Raw genomic sequence first — 15,367 nt, 5'->3', positions numbered from 1 at the left:
ATTGGAAGAGGTCGTAATCCTCAGAACGAACTGCAGCGACCTTACTGAACAATCGACGAAGCGTCTCTTCATCGACTTCGTCGTAGTGTGGACAACGTGTCGAGTCGGATTCGTCTGGTTTCACGATTTGATTCATTGAATCACCTCAATCGAGTTCGCGTCTCTGTCGATTCCGCTCCGCCGAGGGACACCATTCAGGTCGACGGCAGCAGCGTCACCTGATTCGACAATTCTAATCTCCTCCTCCCGCACTAGGTTGAAAAGAACCCGCGAGAGGGAGGCTGGTACGTTCCCGTCGGCCGTAAGCTCAATAAGAAAGAGATTTTCCCGCAACCAATCGATATACTCTGTAATTGTCACGCGTCCGTTTGTCCCAACTTCGTCCACTGCAAGCTGTATCGACTCCTGAATCATATCCGGGCCTGGGTAGACGGTATGTCTTCTGCCGTTAGCTTTGTGAACGAGGTTAAGAAAGTCCACGAGCCGGGACCAGTTGACGAACTTGTGTTCATTTAAATCGATCTCTCCCTGTTGAGACCGAGGAACGTATCCGCGCTCGCGGTGCCACCGATTGATCCTCGTGTACAGAGAGGAATCGTCGGAATCGAACGCCTGAATTTCCTCCTGAAGGAGGTATTGATAGTTGAGCAATACAACAGACTGTCTTCCCCAGTCTGCTTCCTCGGCTTCCGACGTGAGATTATACAGTACACCAAGCCGGAAGTCGAGGTCTTCATCGCCAGTTTTCCACGGGAGGTCAACGGCGTAGTAGTCAGGCTCTTGACGGCCGACGAGTCCAATTGCGCGCAACCCGTTTATCCCTTGGTTCAGAAGGTCGTCACTAAGTACGGTGTCGCTTTTGAGTTCATCTTTGGTAGTGTGTCCCCGCTTTATCGACCAGTAAACGGTTCGCAACGGGGCAGGAGTCTGTACCGTGTTCAGAATGTAAGGTGCTGTTTCGCTCATAGTGGGTGCATTAGCCAGTCGTGATACCGTGTGTCTATCGGGCTCGTCTCGGGGGGGAGATCCTTCGCCGCCTCTCGAGCCAAACGGATCTTTGGACTACGTTTCGCGTAGGAGGGGTCAAAGGTTGTTCCTTCCATCGAGACTGACCGATTCAGGTCGTGTGCGATCTCCGATGCAGTCGATTTGTCCCACTCGATTCGCCGTCGGAGCCAGCCTCCGAAGGCCTCGATAACGTCGTCGCTCTCCAAAGGTGAGACCCCAAGTTCGTCCCGGCGTGCGAAAATGTTTGAGAAGGCCTCGTAGAGTGGAAGGTACGGCGCTTCCGTGAGTTCGTCGAACAGTTCGGACGTCGTCTCAACCGTATCGTCTTCAACCAGTTCGTAGAGGTTCGCGTTGTCTTGTACAAAGAGATTTTTCGTGTCTCGAAGCGGCATCACCCAGCCTTCGCTCTCGTAATGCTCGACAAATGCCTCATAAACGCGGTCGTACCTCCCGATATGTCGACAGAACGGCTCGTGGTATAGGGGGCGAAGGCCACCAGATGGTTGGAAGCGACGCTCGTCAGCGACGACGATCAATGATCCCTCGGAACTCGCGTATCGGTTGACGAGGTCATTCATCGTGTACTGCGTGTTCTTTTCGTAGTAGCTCGTCGTGACGACACAGAGGTCCTCTGACGGAGGAAGCTGTATTCCCCCGCTAACGTGATAATCATACCCGGGGAAGTCGTATTGTCTACCCCCACGTTCGTGTTGCCACGTGTGCTTGAGCTGACGCCACGAAGTCGGGTACGTGGCGTGTTCCGTACCGAGATAATTAATCGCGGGGAGCGATCGCAGTTTCCAATAATGGACGTTTCCATCTGGGTCGTGGATGAACGCGACATCAGCGTCGTTCATCCGATTTTGGATTGCTTGTAGACTCACTGCTCACCTCCATCGACGACGGCAGTGAGTGTCCGGTGATCAAGCAGATCATTTTCGAGGTAGTGGCTCGGCGTCCGCGAGAGCAGCAGACACTCGTCACAGTAGTCGACGCATCGGTCACAATCACCGACATCGATGACGTTGTCTGCGACTTCCTCAAGGCTCTCATGGACGTGCCAGCCGATACCGTTGCCACCCTGGCGACCGTCCACGATGTAGACTTCAACCGTGTCTTCGGTGATCGACGCCTTGACTCGATAGTCGGACCGGTCACACTTGACGACGACCGGAATAGCCCGATCAAGGGCTTGTTCGAGGCTGGTCAACAGCTGTGGCCATGAGGCCGTGGGATGAGTCACCCGTTCGAACCGCTCGGCGATTGCATCACGCTCAAACTCGAGGCGCAGTCCCTGCGTGTGATGTTGTTGCCCCACGGGACGGTACGTCTCTTCCTGTGACTTTTCGAGCCGCTCGCGCCATGAGAGTCCGTCAGTGGAGCCGCCACCGTCATCTTTCTCGATCAACGCCTGTGATCGCAGTATCTCGGTCGAAGGGCTCATCGAATGGCCGCGCTCGAAAGCATAAACGAAGTCCGTCAGCTCGAATTGTCCGTATTCGATATCGCAATCTAAACCAAATAGTTCCGTCTCCTGACGGTCCCGCTCTGCGTCTGTTGAACGAACGTACGTCGACATCTGTGCGAACGTCCGATAAGAACGTTGGCCTCCCTTGGCTACCGAGCACTCAACTGACGAGATGCCGTGGATTTGTGTGGTCGTGAGGTCGGAGTCGCAATGTGGACAGATAGTCTCATCAGGGTCGAAGCTCCGGAACCGTCGATCACACTCGTCGTTGTCACAGACGGCGACGTCAGTGAGCGGTTTCTGTGTTCCCCGGACGTCATCGACGATGTATTCTGTTCCGTGTAGCGACACCATCCCCCCGAGCTCGTTCTCTTCTCCGGGATACATGTCGTACAGTCGACCGCTCCCTTCGAAAGAGATCTCTTCCCGCTGACCGCTGAATTGAACGGGGAAGTTCTGACCGAAACTACGGTAGTTGGCGAGATACCCGAGCTTACTCAGCCACTGATCGAGACGTGACGTGTTGCTCGTGAGATCTCGGTTCGTCGCCGCGCCTGTAGACATCCCGCGGAGCCGCGAAAACGTCTGATCAACACGCCGTGATAGGGAAAGCGGGCCGTCACCGAAGAAAATCTCTTCGTACACCTCGACTCCACGCTGGCCAAAAATACCGTGGAGGTATTCTCGCAGGACATCGTCCATCTCCTCTTGAATGAACTCTTGGAGGATCTGTAGCTTGTCCTCAACGGAGGTGACAAACTTCTCCAAATTCTCAAGCTCGGGCTCCGAGAGCCGATAGGTCAACTCAAACACTTGGTCTTCGTGCGGATTTCGCGCAAGGTATGCGAATACCTCTGTGACGACGTGTCCCGCTAGTACCTCGTCGAAGTCCTCTGGATCAGGAATCCGGACGGGTTCAAATTCTCCGAGATAACTATCCAAATTGGCGTAGTAGTGGCCGTCGACTGGGTGTTGTCCACGGATCACCGTCATCACGAGTGACGAACTACCTCGGGTCCGACCAGTTCGCCCGGACCGTTGGACGTAGTTCGTGAGCGTCGGTGGAACGCCGACTTGTGCGACCGTATCGAGGCTCCCGATATCGACCCCGAGCTCCATCGTCGGCGTTGAACTAACTACGTTCACCTCCGGCGGATCCTTGCGGAATCCTTCTTCGATAGCACCGCGGATTGCTGGTGAGATGTTCCCTTTATGTATGCCGACCGTGACGAACTCTGGTTCCTCTCCCCCCCGAATCGGTTCGGTCACGTCGTGGGCCCAATGGTCAATTGCGTAGTCCCATCCGGACTCGACATCGGCGTACCCGGGATTCGCCACGAATTTTCCCTCATCCGTTCGGGAGAACCGGGAATACGTCTCTATCGGCTTTCCACACTCCAAACAGGTATCGGGAGCGTCACCCGACTCCGTAGTGGGGAAAGACGCATAGCACTCCGTACAGAACGCTGCGTCGGGAATTAGAACAAGATTCGACTCGTCTTCTCGAACGTTTCGAGTGAACACTCCACTCTCTACCGGCGGTTCGACCAATCCGCTTTGTTCGAGGGAATCCCTTGCCTCATCGAAGAATTTCCCCACTTTGGCACGCTTCTCGTCATCTGTAATATTGGCTTGATCGACTCCGCGCTTGAGGGATTCGTGACTGGCGACGGAGACGATTCCACTCTCAAGAAACCGACTTAGGACGTCGTTGAGGACGTTATCGATTCGGGCACGGCTGGTTTCGAGATCGCTTTCGAGTCGGTCGAGAATCTTCTCCCGAGACAACCCGTCGATCTTTACGCCGGCGTATTGGAACGAGGCATCGCCGAGCACGAACCGCTTGTAGAGTGCGTGTGCGATTGTGAGGTCAGTTGGGTCATCGAACTCCATGACGGCATCAGCGGTCACGAGGGCGCTATCGAGTAGCGCCTCGCAGTTGGAGAGATACGCGTGAGCTTCGATATCCTCTCGCAACGGAACTAGGAAGTTGTAAGCTTCCGCGTCCTCGTCGAGATTCTCCTGAACTAGCGGCTCCCAGTACTCCTCGCGGAGGGTATCAGCAACCGATTTGAAAAGCTCGTACTGGTCGGCTTCACCACCAGCCTCTAGTAACTCTTTGAGGTAAATCGTCTGCGCCATCAGCCCATACTCGGTTCCAATGATTTCTTCGCCCACGCTCTCAGCAGCGCTGTGGGAGTCCGAGAAGACGAGCGTCTTATTCGACGGTGTAACACGGCATACCTCCGATAACATATATGAGAGAAGCGAAGACGTGGGAACACCGATATCAGTTAACCGGGGTGATCCTCCGCATCCTGGGCAACCACCAGTACCGTCACCACGTATCGGTGCGAACGTTTTCTCTTCTTCCTCATTGTCGACCGCGACGTACGGTTCGTGACATGTCCCTTTGCGACAGAACTGTACCTCCGGGATTGGTGCGGCACCGCATTCACGACACCGGTTGTCTCTTGAGAGTGCCCCGCACTCACGGCACCAGTGGACCCGGTGTGGTGGCTTGAGGAATACGTGGTATTTCTCAGTGACAATTCCCGCGAGTCGACCGAAGGCCATGATCGTATCGAGAACGCCTTCCGGGTCTGAAACCCCTTCGCGCTCCACCTCCGCGACGAGGCCCTCGTAGGATCGGAACCCTACTTCACCCGTTGTATCCCGATCGAACCACTCGGTGAAGGCTGCCACTTCGGGGAATTCTTCAAGTACAAACTCAAACCATCCACTCGCAAATCCACCGGACTCGATGGCGGCCTCAACGAGAGCGTCTCTACCTTCTTCCGTTCGCACGGTTTCGCCAACATCAGCTATATCGTTGGTTTCAGTATATTTGGCCGCAGCGTCGTAGAGTGGTTTGAACGCCCACTCCGGGGCTGAAGATGAAGGTTCGATAGAATCCTGAGCCAGTAACCCGACCACTCTGAGGGATTCAACCGCGCTCTGTAGACCATGCTCGGCGATAAAGCTATCTGGGTCGGCTACTCCGATTCGGGCGACTGCGAGCGCGGCCACGATCTCGTCGAGACTGCTCCCCGGGAGTCGGCCGAAATCGGGAGTAGTTTGAGGGCGGAACTTTCGGCCGGTGAACTCAACGCTATTGATTGAATCCTCGTCGCTGCCGGTGAGTGAGGCGGCGAGTTCCGTGGGATTGTCTACCGTCGCGGACACCATCGTAACTTGCGGATCGTTGTCCGCGTAGAACTCTTTTAGACGCCGCGAGAGCATTGAAATCGCTGCTCCCTGAATTCCGCTCCACACGTGTGCTTCGTCAAAAACGATATGCTCTAGCGGCTGCTGACTTGGCTGGTCTCCGAGAATATTTCTTGTCTCCTCCTTATCATTGACGAACATGTAATCCAATGCTTCCGGATTCGTGAGGAGGATATCCACCCCTTGTCGGATAGAATCACGAGTCACCTTGATCCACGAGTAGGAGTTATCTGTCGTCCCGACCGCGGAATCGCTCAGTATCCGAAGTTTCTCGTCCGGATTTCGGGGGTCAATCAGTCCGCGCACGTACGTCCCCTCCTCCATCTCGAAGTCCCGAGTACCGACACGAGCCGGCGTATCGGAGTCCCAGATGCCGATTGTGATTCGATCCTCCGGGGCCCGGTTCCGATTGATGTGATCGAGGTAAGTGATGAAACGGTTGAACTGATCGGATCCCAGCGTCTTCATGGGATAGAGGATCGCCGCCTTCAGTCCGGGTTTGTCGACGGAAAGGCAGGTGTTGAGGATCGGAAGGAAGAACGACTCGGTCTTTCCGGATGCGGTCGGGACCGCGAGAACATTGTCACCGGGCTCGGTCTCTATCGCATCGATCGTCTCTGCTTGGTGTTGGTAGAGCTGACCGTCAGGGTCGCCGCCGAACACTTCTCGCCGAATAGCATCCACAATGTCGTCGTGGTAATCAAGATCTCCGAGAAACTCGGCAGCGGTCTGACTATGGAACGCGGGTGCGTCGACGAATTCGACAAAAGGGCCCTTACGCTCGATTGTCTGATCAGAAACAAACGACTGAGCCCCCTCCACTCCATCGACATCGTTGAGCTTGGTCATGGCACGGTTCCACCAGGTGATCTCAGCCGCTCTATCGGTGGCAGCGTTGAGTCTGTCTTGTGGTGAATTCATTTTATGTGGTACCTGATCTCACCTTTGTCATCACGTACTCGACAACAGTGAGAAGGCAAAGATTTCCTGCCGTTTCGGTGCCGCCCCCGAATCGCTAGATTTGACGGTCGGTTTGTCAACGTTATCTCACGATTTACGTGACTCTGATGTAAAGTCACGGGGTCAAAAAATCACGTTAGATACTGACGCGCCGGTGAGAGTTTGCTGAAAACCACACCGTAAGGCCGCAATGGACCGTGGATATCTACAGAAACCGCTTCCTTCCTCTTTTCCGCATTCTATGCTTATTATTAACAAGATGCTTAGTTCGCAGTTATTCCAACCTACGCCGGAAGATTGAACTTGATATCCGAACCACACGTGATATCTCACTCGATGAAATATTTTGATTCGAATTCGGATCGATCACGCGTTGACGATGATGTAGAACCCCTTGTCCACGGGATTCTCGAAAATACGCAAATCTTCGGACCAGATACAAAGAGCCCTCCACGGGTCACCTCCGCGCTCAAGTACGTTCAGGAGCCGCAGAAGCGCCGAAGCCCGGGAGAATACAAGGGCGACGACGAGTTCATCGAGAACATTATCGACATTTTTGGATTTGAACCTCTGAACTTCCAACAGACGAGCTGGGACACCGTCCGTGACCTCAACGAACGACGACGGGGAGGAGATTCCCAAGGCGCAATATTCTCTGCACCAACCGGATTCGGAAAAACGGAAGCGTTCCTCGGTCCGCTGTATCAGTTATTACAGGACGACGACCTCGATCGGGTAGCCCTAGTATACCCCAGTAAAGCGTTGTTACAGGACCAATTAGGCCGTGTCCTCAAACACCTCCACACGATCAAAACGACGACTGATGAGCAGCTGTCGGTCGGCGTTTGGTCGGGAGACACAGCATACAAGCCCGAGGACGTTTCCACGGAAGATGCACTGTTCGAAGGAACAGGCCGGAGAAAACGATTCAGACTTGCCAACTGTTGGTGCGGTGATCACCAGGATCCGCACGCATTTCAGTACGAAGGGGGTGGCAGTCACTACGACCTCGTCTGCGAACACGACGAAGCGCACCGATTTAGTGATCGAGAAGTTGTCCTGAACAGAGAGGACATCAGGCGAAGTGATGGACCGGATATCGTCCTTACGACACTCGAATCGCTAGAGCTGTTCGGATTGAAACCGAACTACAGCCTCATTGATGAAATAGATGCTATCGTCTTCGACGAAGTACACCTTTATACCGGGATTCGTGGCGCACACGCAGCGAACATCATCGAGAACATCGAGGAGATTACGGATCACTCAACGCTCTGGCTTGGAGCGAGTGCGACGGTCGACGACGCCGAACAGTTCGCAGCCAAGATCTTCCCGATTCCGGACGGTCGGATTAGAGCCGTTTCTCCACCCGATGAAGACTTTGCTACCGACCACAACGATAAGGAGCATTACTTCTTCCTGAAGGCAACAGAAGACGGGCCCGGTGTCTCGTCTATGTTCATCCAACAGATCCTGCTTCTTGGCCACGCAATGCTCCAACAGAGGGGTGAACCACGCGGAAAGGTCCTCTCGTTCATCGATAGTATCAGTCAGGTCAATCAGAAGCGCTCGCAGCTAGAGGACGCGGACCGACAACGCGACCTGTGGCGGTACCACACGGACATCGATGAACCAGGTGACTGGCGCGAAGTTGCTAACGGGATGGACCGAGAATTTGTGGAGGGTCCTCTGAATTTCTCGTCCGTCTTTTCCGACGTTGGGTTCGATGCCTCAGTCGTACAAAGCGACGTACTCCTGTCGACGAACTTCCTCGAGGTCGGTATCGACGTCGGGGATATTTCGATCGTTACCCAGTACCGGACGCCGTGGAACCTCTCATCTTTCGTTCAGCGCGTCGGGCGTGCTGCCCGTGAGTCGGGAACGGACTCGTTCATCTTCGTCTTCCTATCGGATCTCACCAGCGACGCGAACATGTTCTACCGAGCTGATCGGTTCCTCGGCTCCGAGATCAGGACACCACTGAAGTCTGACAATGAGGTGATTGATTGGATTCACGAGCGATACCGCGAGTTCTATGAGGTCTCATCACGTGTCCGTGACCGCCACCACTACTCCACGAGTCAAGAAAAGACGGAGTTTCACAAGGAGTATTTGGTCGATGAACTTGGCTGGGAATCATATCATACTCTGATCTCCGATCCCCAGACGGTACTGTCCCGTGAGCTTGGGATGACCGACTCATTCTCACCGTTGACCGGACAGGAGCCGATTACGCACGTATTGGCTAAAATCGAGAGCAGAGAGGAAGAAATACAGCGAAAACTGGGTAATCTCGGACTTGACGGTGACTCCTCTACCGGAAATACGGCGAGAGAGATGGTTGAAGGCGTCCGTGAGGACATACTGTCATACGTCCAAGAGCGAGTGGTCCTCGTCGAACAGTGTCGAGAACATGATGACCCACTTGTTGAGGAATCAGTCCTCGACAGGTTAGAAGAAGTCCTCGTACAGTCTAGAGACACCATTGCGGACTCGAATCCTGACCCGATGGCAGAGCTCGATCACTTCCGTGACGTACTTCCTCTACTCTACGACTCTAAGGCAAGTGTCCTCAGAATAAAGAACGCCTCCGATCGTGACGATATCGTCCTCCCACGACTAAATTACGACGTCGGCGAGCTTGAGGACGCAGTCGAACGTGTTGCGGACGCAGCTGACGACGGGAGAGCAGGTGCGCTTGTCCGTGAGAGAAAACGGATTTACTACCTCAAACAATCACTTGAGGAGCTCTACGACTACCAGTCGATCCAATCCAATATCCTCAGTCTCTACTATGTCAAGCATCTCCTCCGCGGTGCGTACTACTACGATCGTTTTCTACAGGTCAACAATGATTCTCTCGGCGGTGAGGTATGGTATGTCCCCGAGAACTACTTCGATGACGCGGGGCAGTATTTCACCGTATTCCATGGAAAGAACGATACCGACGGGAGCGACCAGTCAATTGATACGTTAGTCCATTCGTATGCCCCTTTCAGAAGTGAATACAAACAAGAAGCCGGTCGCCTACAAGCGTTCGTCCCCGAAACAGTAGTTGAAGACGATACGGTCCGGTTTGTTTTCGAAGACGTGCCTGGTGAACGACGGGACGGCCTCATCATCCCCGACTCGATCAGACTCGACGAACTCACTGATCTGAGCGGATCGAAGGCACTGAACATCGTCAGATACTGTCCGCAGTGTCTTCAGATTCTCGACCAGGATAGCTGCTTGCGCCATAACGACTCGGCCTACGGTAAGATCCATGCCAGCCCCGATGTTGAGACGGACGTTGTCCTCGGCGGTGATGCCGAATCGCAGGAGATTTCGACACTCTCGGACGTTTCAGGCGAGATCAGACTCAGCGGTGCATCTTTAGAAATCACGCCGGCGACATATGCTCGCTCGGCGGACGAATACATCTTCACGGGCGGTGATCGAATAGAACGCTCCATCAAGGCTCCCGAACAGACACTCGGATTCGAACTAGACACGCGTGGTATTACCTTCGACGTGTCGGGATACCTCGAACGTATTGACGACCCGGATGTCATCTCACGAGTCGATCGATACAAGAACCTCTCTGAGGTCGGACTACAGGAGATTGGTGTACACACAGCCGCCCACTTTTTCACCCAATTGGTTGCCGACGTAGCTGGGGTAACTCCGGGGTCGTTGTTTTATGGTGTAGACTCCGAGGAGGAGGTTGTCTACGTCTTCGAGCGGTCGCAGGGCGGACAGGGACTCGTGGACATGGTCTTCGAGGACTTCCAAGAGGACCCGGGAACTACACTCGAATCAGCGACTCGGATCACGTATGATCCGCAAGTGATCTGCGAACGACTCTGGGCAGACAAAGATTTCATCGACAAGGTTTCTACGTCCGATATCGGCCGGGCGAAAATCGAGGAAATCGTCCGTAAATCGGACGAGGTGCCGGTGTTTGAACACGTCGTCGAGCAAGTCGTAGAAGAAGTACAGTCGTCAATCGACCGAGCACGTCAGCTCGTTCGGGAAGAGAACATATCCGTACGACGTGCGTGTACTGTGAAACACGTGGTCGCATCAGCACGGATAGACGGTGATGACACGTATCCCGAGGAAAAAGTGAACAACCACCTTACGGACTTCGACAATCACGAGCGGGTGAAGGCGCTCTTCTTTTCGCCGAATATCGACGGCTGCGTCGAGAATCTCCAACTGTCGGAATGTATCTCAGGCCACGACCAGTCGGACACTCTTAGTTACGTCCTCTTAGAGGAACTTCGTGAAGAGCTGATTCAGCGGGTTGAGCATGAAGATCTCGGTGATGAGATATTTGACCGCGAAGTCTTACCAGGAGGTGAGTACGATGGGACGAGCATTTTCCTTACCCTCTAGCGGCCTCCGATATCTGCTCGGCCACGCACTCACATACAGTGAGCATGTCGTGATCTGTTCACCGTGGTTAAGCGATGTCGACGTACATCTCCCACTCACGGAGGATATCAACGAACGCAGAATGAAGTTGACTGCTGCGATTAGAGCGTTGCCCACCCAACTCGACGTCTACGTCCGGCCTGACGAATCAAGTAACGACTACGCACTCTCTCGACTCACCGATATTGAGAACGTCAACGTTCAACAGATTAGCGACCTCCATGCGAAAGCGGTAATCACCGAGAAGTACGTCTACGTCGGATCTGCGAATATCACCCGAGGAGGGCTACTGACTAATCTAGAACTCTGCGAGGTTCTTGAAAACGACTACGGGAACGTAGAGACGTACCTCACAAAGGAGTTAGATTTAGGCAATTAAATCCGTCTGGGGGACTTGATCGGTTATTTATCACTACACAGTAGAAACTGGTATTATGAATCATAGTGCTCGTAGAGGAGAGAAATCTGAATTGGCGGTTGCCTCGGAGTTGTTGGCACAAGGGTACGGTGTGTCGTTCCCGTTTGGTCACAACCATCAGTACGACCTCATCGTTGACAAGGACGGTTCTCTCTACAGAGTTCAGGTAAAAACAGCAAAACGCGAGGGAGGAAACCGGTTTTACGTCCAAGCAGATGCCGATGCCTACGATAAAACACATGTTGATTTGTTAGCAGGCTATTCCGAGGAGAAAGAGCCCGCATTTTTTATTCCGATTGAAGAGACGAGTGGAAAGCGCCAACGCGTGACGTTTACCGACTTAGACCAGATGGGATCTGACGCAAGTCGGCAGCGGGCACATCATATCAGCGATTATCGGTTTAGCGAGGCGATCAAGAGGGTATAATTTGATATGTTCTTCCGTCGAGTTCGTTAATACAGCCTCTATTAACGTGACGTGTTCTGACCCAGTCGCAGTCAGTACAGAGGAGACACTTATCGCTCAATACCAGTTTTAATGCCAGCTACTATTCCTGCATCAACTTCCGGAGGTTCTGCTGCGTGTTTCTGTTTTCATTCACCTCGAAGTCGGTACCTTCCGCGATACTTCTCATAGAATCCATCAATCCGTATGAAACAGGTGAAAGCTCTGCGACTGTAGGTCCACCGTCGCTAGATTGTTTCTCAAATACGACTCCACTGTCGTCTTCAAACTGCATAATCAGGTAGTGGCCACCGTTGCCGTCACTAAGTTCTTTGAATCCGCTCAGCTTCTCTTTGAACCGATCTGCGTCACTTCCCATAGCCGAGGTTAGAATTCTCAAACGACTTATAACGTAACGGCACGCCGGAAATTAAGAAATGTTGATGATTGAGAGAACACTGGTAAATACGCAGCTCTCACTTACTGGCTGTTTCAGGTGAGAATCAGTCTGAGGAATAGTATTTCAACAGAGTCGTACATTCAAAATATACCCCAACTAAGCCGGCCGTTCCACGAACTCCGTAACAGCGTAGAACGGAAGCGTATCGATCAGCGCGACAAGCAGTTTCACGATGTACTGCCCAGTAACGATCGACACAAGCGCCCAACCCCACGTCGGGTCCCCACCGAGGCCGAGTGCCGGAAAGATAGCGAAGCCGAGCGTAATGAACACGACAGTGTCCACGCCCTGACTAATTGCGGTGGACCCGCAGTTTCGGAGCCAGCGATGCCGACCGCCGGTGCGACTCTTCAGATTAGCGAAGAGTCGGACGTCGAGATGTTGGGCGGCGGCAAGCGCCACGACGGAGGCAAGGATGATCGACGCGGAACCACCAAGCGTCGACACGAACGCTTCCTGCCCACCGTAGAACGGAGCAGATGGCATCCAAATGGCGAGGTACACGAGGGCATACGCGAAGACGAGCGTGACGACGGTCCCGTTGACCACGGTCGCGGCATACTCTTTTCCGTGATACTCGACGAGCAAGTCTGAGGCGAGGTACGCGACGCCGAACGCAACGAACCCAGCAGGAACAGCCACGCCGCCAAGCCCGGGGAGTTCGATCCACGTGAGTTTCGCGGCGAGGACGTTTGCGAGAACAATGGAGCCGGCGAACACGGCAGTAAAGATGGCGCGAGTCTCCTCAGTTTCCATCAGCTGTCACCACCGGTCATGACCGTATAGTCGCGTGCGGTGCTGTGTCCCGGTTCACCCGGAGTGAGTACCGATCGGCACCGAGCAATTCGGTGATCAGACGATCGTGAGTGGTGTTGCTGTTCCATCGGTGTAGCAACGAAACTCAATCTTTATGTATTCTCCGAATATTCTCCGAGTATGGCCCGAGGTTTATCGAGAGGCGAGTCCGAATCAGATGCGCTTCAGGAAGCAGGCCAACGCACACTCCACATCGGAGCCGACAACCCCATCCGAATCAGCTCGGGCCACCGCATCCTCCACCACGACGGAAAGTGCTCGCGGCCACACGGCCACAACTACAAAATTACCGTCGAAGTGACCGGTGAACTCACTGAAGAAGGCTGGGTCGTTGACAAAGGCGACGTCACAGACGTCATCGACGCGTGGGACCACCGGTTCCTCGTCGAGGAAGGCGACCCGCTCGTCGACGCGTTCGAGGCGTCCGGCGACGGCGACGCACTCGTCGTCTTAGACCACCCACCGACGGCAGAGGTGATGAGCGTGCTCCTCGAACAGCGCATGCTCGACGCGTTCCCAGACACTGTCTCGGACGTGTCGGTGTCGGTGAGCGAAACCGGCGAGCTCTGTGCGACGTACTGATGCCGGTCGCTAGCGATATCGAAGAGCCCACAACGGACGCTGACGCGGGCGGAGAGGGCCTCCCGATCAACGAGGTGTTCTACTCGCTCCAAGGCGAGGGAACGCTTGCTGGCGTCCCCTCGGTGTTTGTGCGGACGTCTGGGTGTAACCTGCGGTGTTGGTTCTGTGATTCGTACCACACGTCCTGGGAGCCGACCGGGGCGTGGCGTGACGTCGACTCGATCATCGAGGAAGTACAATCACACGAGCAGGCTACCCACGTCGTGCTCACGGGCGGCGAGCCACTCATCCACGAGGAGTCGGTCGAACTCCTCGAGCGACTCTCGGCTGAGGGGTATCATACGACGGTGGAGACCAACGGCACGATCTACCGGGACGCGCCGATCGACCTGGCGAGTATCAGCCCGAAACTGGCGAGCAGCACGCCGACACCGGATCGAGACCCGAAAGGAGAGGGCGAGTGGGAGGAGAAACACGAACAGAATCGGATCGATATGGATGCGCTCTCCCAGATGGTCGACGAGTACGAGGCGCAACTCAAGTTCGTTGTGACAGATGAGTCGGACCTCCCGGAGATCACGGACCTCGTCGATCGTGTACGGGCGGCGACCGCGACGACCGTGGCGGACGATGATGTCTTGCTGATGCCGGAAGGCATGACGCGGGAGCAACTCGATGGGACGCGAAGTGAGGTCGCAGAGTTAGCGATGGAGTACGGGTACCGGTACACACCACGACTCCACGTCGATTTGTGGAACGACGCGCCAGGAACATGATTGTCGCCCCGGTCAGCCCGGTCGACAGTGTACGGTGGAGGCGTGGACAGAGCAACAATCGAGACGACGCAACTGAGCAGACATGAGCAACAAAAGCGCAGTAATTCTGGTGTCCGGCGGGATGGATAGTGCGACGGCTGTCTACGAGGCGATGGAGCAGGGGTACGAGCCGTACTTCCTCCACACGTCGTACGGGCAGCGGACCGAAGACAAGGAGTACGAGTGTGCGAAAGCGCTTGCTGAAGAGGTTGATGCGGCTGACTTCCTCCATATCGAGACAGGGCACCTGTCTCAGATTGGGGCCTCGAGTCTCACAGATGAGGAGATGGACGTGGCAGATGCTGATCTCGAGAGTGATGAGATTCCGACGTCGTACGTCCCGTTCCGGAACGCGAATCTGTTGTCGATGGCGACGTCGTACGCGGAGGCGACCGATTCAGAGGCGCTGTTCATCGGTGCGCACTCCGAGGATTTCTCCGGGTACCCTGATTGTCGTCCGGCGTTCTTCGATGCCTTTCAGAACGTGATCGACGTTGGGACCAAGCCGGAGACGGAGATCGAGCTGAAAGCACCGTTCGTCGAGTGGTCGAAAACGGACATCGCGGAACGTGGCTTGGAGCTTGGGGTGCCGTACAAGATGACGTGGTCGTGTTACCGAGATGAGGAGCCGGCGTGTGGGACGTGTGATGCCTGTGCGTTCCGCTTGGAGGCGTTCCGGAACGCCGGCTCACGCGACCCGATCGCGTATGCTGAGCGGCCGGAATTCTCGTGATTGACAGGCCAAACG

At 54.7% G+C, this 15,367-nt stretch carries 11 protein-coding genes; 6 read left to right on the top strand and 5 right to left on the bottom strand.

Annotation, left to right across the window (positions count from 1 at the left end):
* Nucleotides 1-132 precede the first annotated feature (132 nt).
* The 3 genes from C464_RS05305 to C464_RS05295 are packed head-to-tail and all read right to left on the bottom strand — an operon-like array spanning nt 133 to nt 6,553.
* Complete coding sequence (locus C464_RS05305) at nt 133-966, bottom strand: hypothetical protein (RefSeq protein WP_006112584.1); 834 nt, start codon at nt 964-966, stop codon at nt 133-135.
* Nucleotides 963-1,892: a hypothetical protein gene (locus tag C464_RS05300; RefSeq protein WP_006112583.1), complete on the bottom strand. Its 930-nt coding sequence runs from the start codon at nt 1,890-1,892 to the stop codon at nt 963-965. Before C464_RS05300 ends, C464_RS05305 begins: the two co-directional genes overlap by 4 nt.
* Complete coding sequence (locus C464_RS05295; RefSeq protein ID WP_006112582.1) at nt 1,889-6,553, bottom strand: DEAD/DEAH box helicase; 4,665 nt, start codon at nt 6,551-6,553, stop codon at nt 1,889-1,891. The genes C464_RS05300 and C464_RS05295 overlap by 4 nt, the downstream gene beginning before the upstream one ends.
* Nucleotides 6,554-6,967: 414 nt before the next feature.
* Here C464_RS05295 and C464_RS05290 point away from each other — a divergent pair, with 414 nt between their 5' ends.
* Genes C464_RS05290 through C464_RS18435 form a run of 3 tightly spaced genes read left to right on the top strand, consistent with a single transcriptional unit; the run spans nt 6,968 to nt 11,928 of the window.
* The gene (locus tag C464_RS05290; RefSeq protein WP_239640197.1) at nt 6,968-11,044 is read left to right on the top strand and encodes a DEAD/DEAH box helicase; all 4,077 of its coding nucleotides are present in this window, start codon (nt 6,968-6,970) and stop codon (nt 11,042-11,044) included.
* On the top strand, nt 11,016-11,462 hold the full coding sequence (locus C464_RS05285) for a phospholipase D-like domain-containing protein (RefSeq protein ID WP_239640196.1): 447 nt from the start codon (nt 11,016-11,018) through the stop codon (nt 11,460-11,462). Before C464_RS05290 ends, C464_RS05285 begins: the two co-directional genes overlap by 29 nt.
* A gap of 55 nt (nt 11,463-11,517) precedes the next feature.
* Complete coding sequence (locus C464_RS18435; RefSeq protein WP_152420894.1) at nt 11,518-11,928, top strand: group I intron-associated PD-(D/E)XK endonuclease; 411 nt, start codon at nt 11,518-11,520, stop codon at nt 11,926-11,928.
* 121 nt (nt 11,929-12,049) lie between these two features.
* Here C464_RS18435 and C464_RS05280 read toward each other — a convergent pair whose 3' ends face one another.
* The gene (locus tag C464_RS05280) at nt 12,050-12,325 is read right to left on the bottom strand and encodes a hypothetical protein (protein ID WP_049910869.1); all 276 of its coding nucleotides are present in this window, start codon (nt 12,323-12,325) and stop codon (nt 12,050-12,052) included.
* A 177-nt stretch (nt 12,326-12,502) separates the two neighbouring features.
* Nucleotides 12,503-13,162 carry a queuosine precursor transporter gene (locus C464_RS05275; RefSeq protein ID WP_006112579.1) on the bottom strand — a complete coding sequence of 220 codons (660 nt, stop codon included), beginning with the start codon at nt 13,160-13,162 and terminating at the stop codon, nt 12,503-12,505.
* A gap of 180 nt (nt 13,163-13,342) precedes the next feature.
* Here C464_RS05275 and C464_RS05270 point away from each other — a divergent pair, with 180 nt between their 5' ends.
* From C464_RS05270 to queC, 3 genes are all read left to right on the top strand, one after another.
* Nucleotides 13,343-13,804: a 6-pyruvoyl trahydropterin synthase family protein gene (locus tag C464_RS05270; protein ID WP_049910867.1), complete on the top strand. Its 462-nt coding sequence runs from the start codon at nt 13,343-13,345 to the stop codon at nt 13,802-13,804.
* A complete protein-coding gene (locus C464_RS05265; protein WP_006112576.1) occupies nt 13,804-14,580 on the top strand; it encodes a 7-carboxy-7-deazaguanine synthase QueE in 777 nt (258 codons plus the stop codon). Before C464_RS05270 ends, C464_RS05265 begins: the two co-directional genes overlap by 1 nt.
* 82 nt (nt 14,581-14,662) lie before the next feature.
* The gene (queC, locus tag C464_RS05260) at nt 14,663-15,352 is read left to right on the top strand and encodes a 7-cyano-7-deazaguanine synthase QueC (protein ID WP_006112575.1); all 690 of its coding nucleotides are present in this window, start codon (nt 14,663-14,665) and stop codon (nt 15,350-15,352) included.
* Nucleotides 15,353-15,367: the final 15 nt, after the last annotated feature.

It is taken from the genome of Halorubrum coriense DSM 10284 (assembly GCF_000337035.1).
Classification (GTDB): domain Archaea; phylum Halobacteriota; class Halobacteria; order Halobacteriales; family Haloferacaceae; genus Halorubrum; species Halorubrum coriense.
The sequence above is the reverse complement of the archived record's forward strand: the minus strand, read 5'-3'. Positions and strand labels throughout refer to the sequence as shown.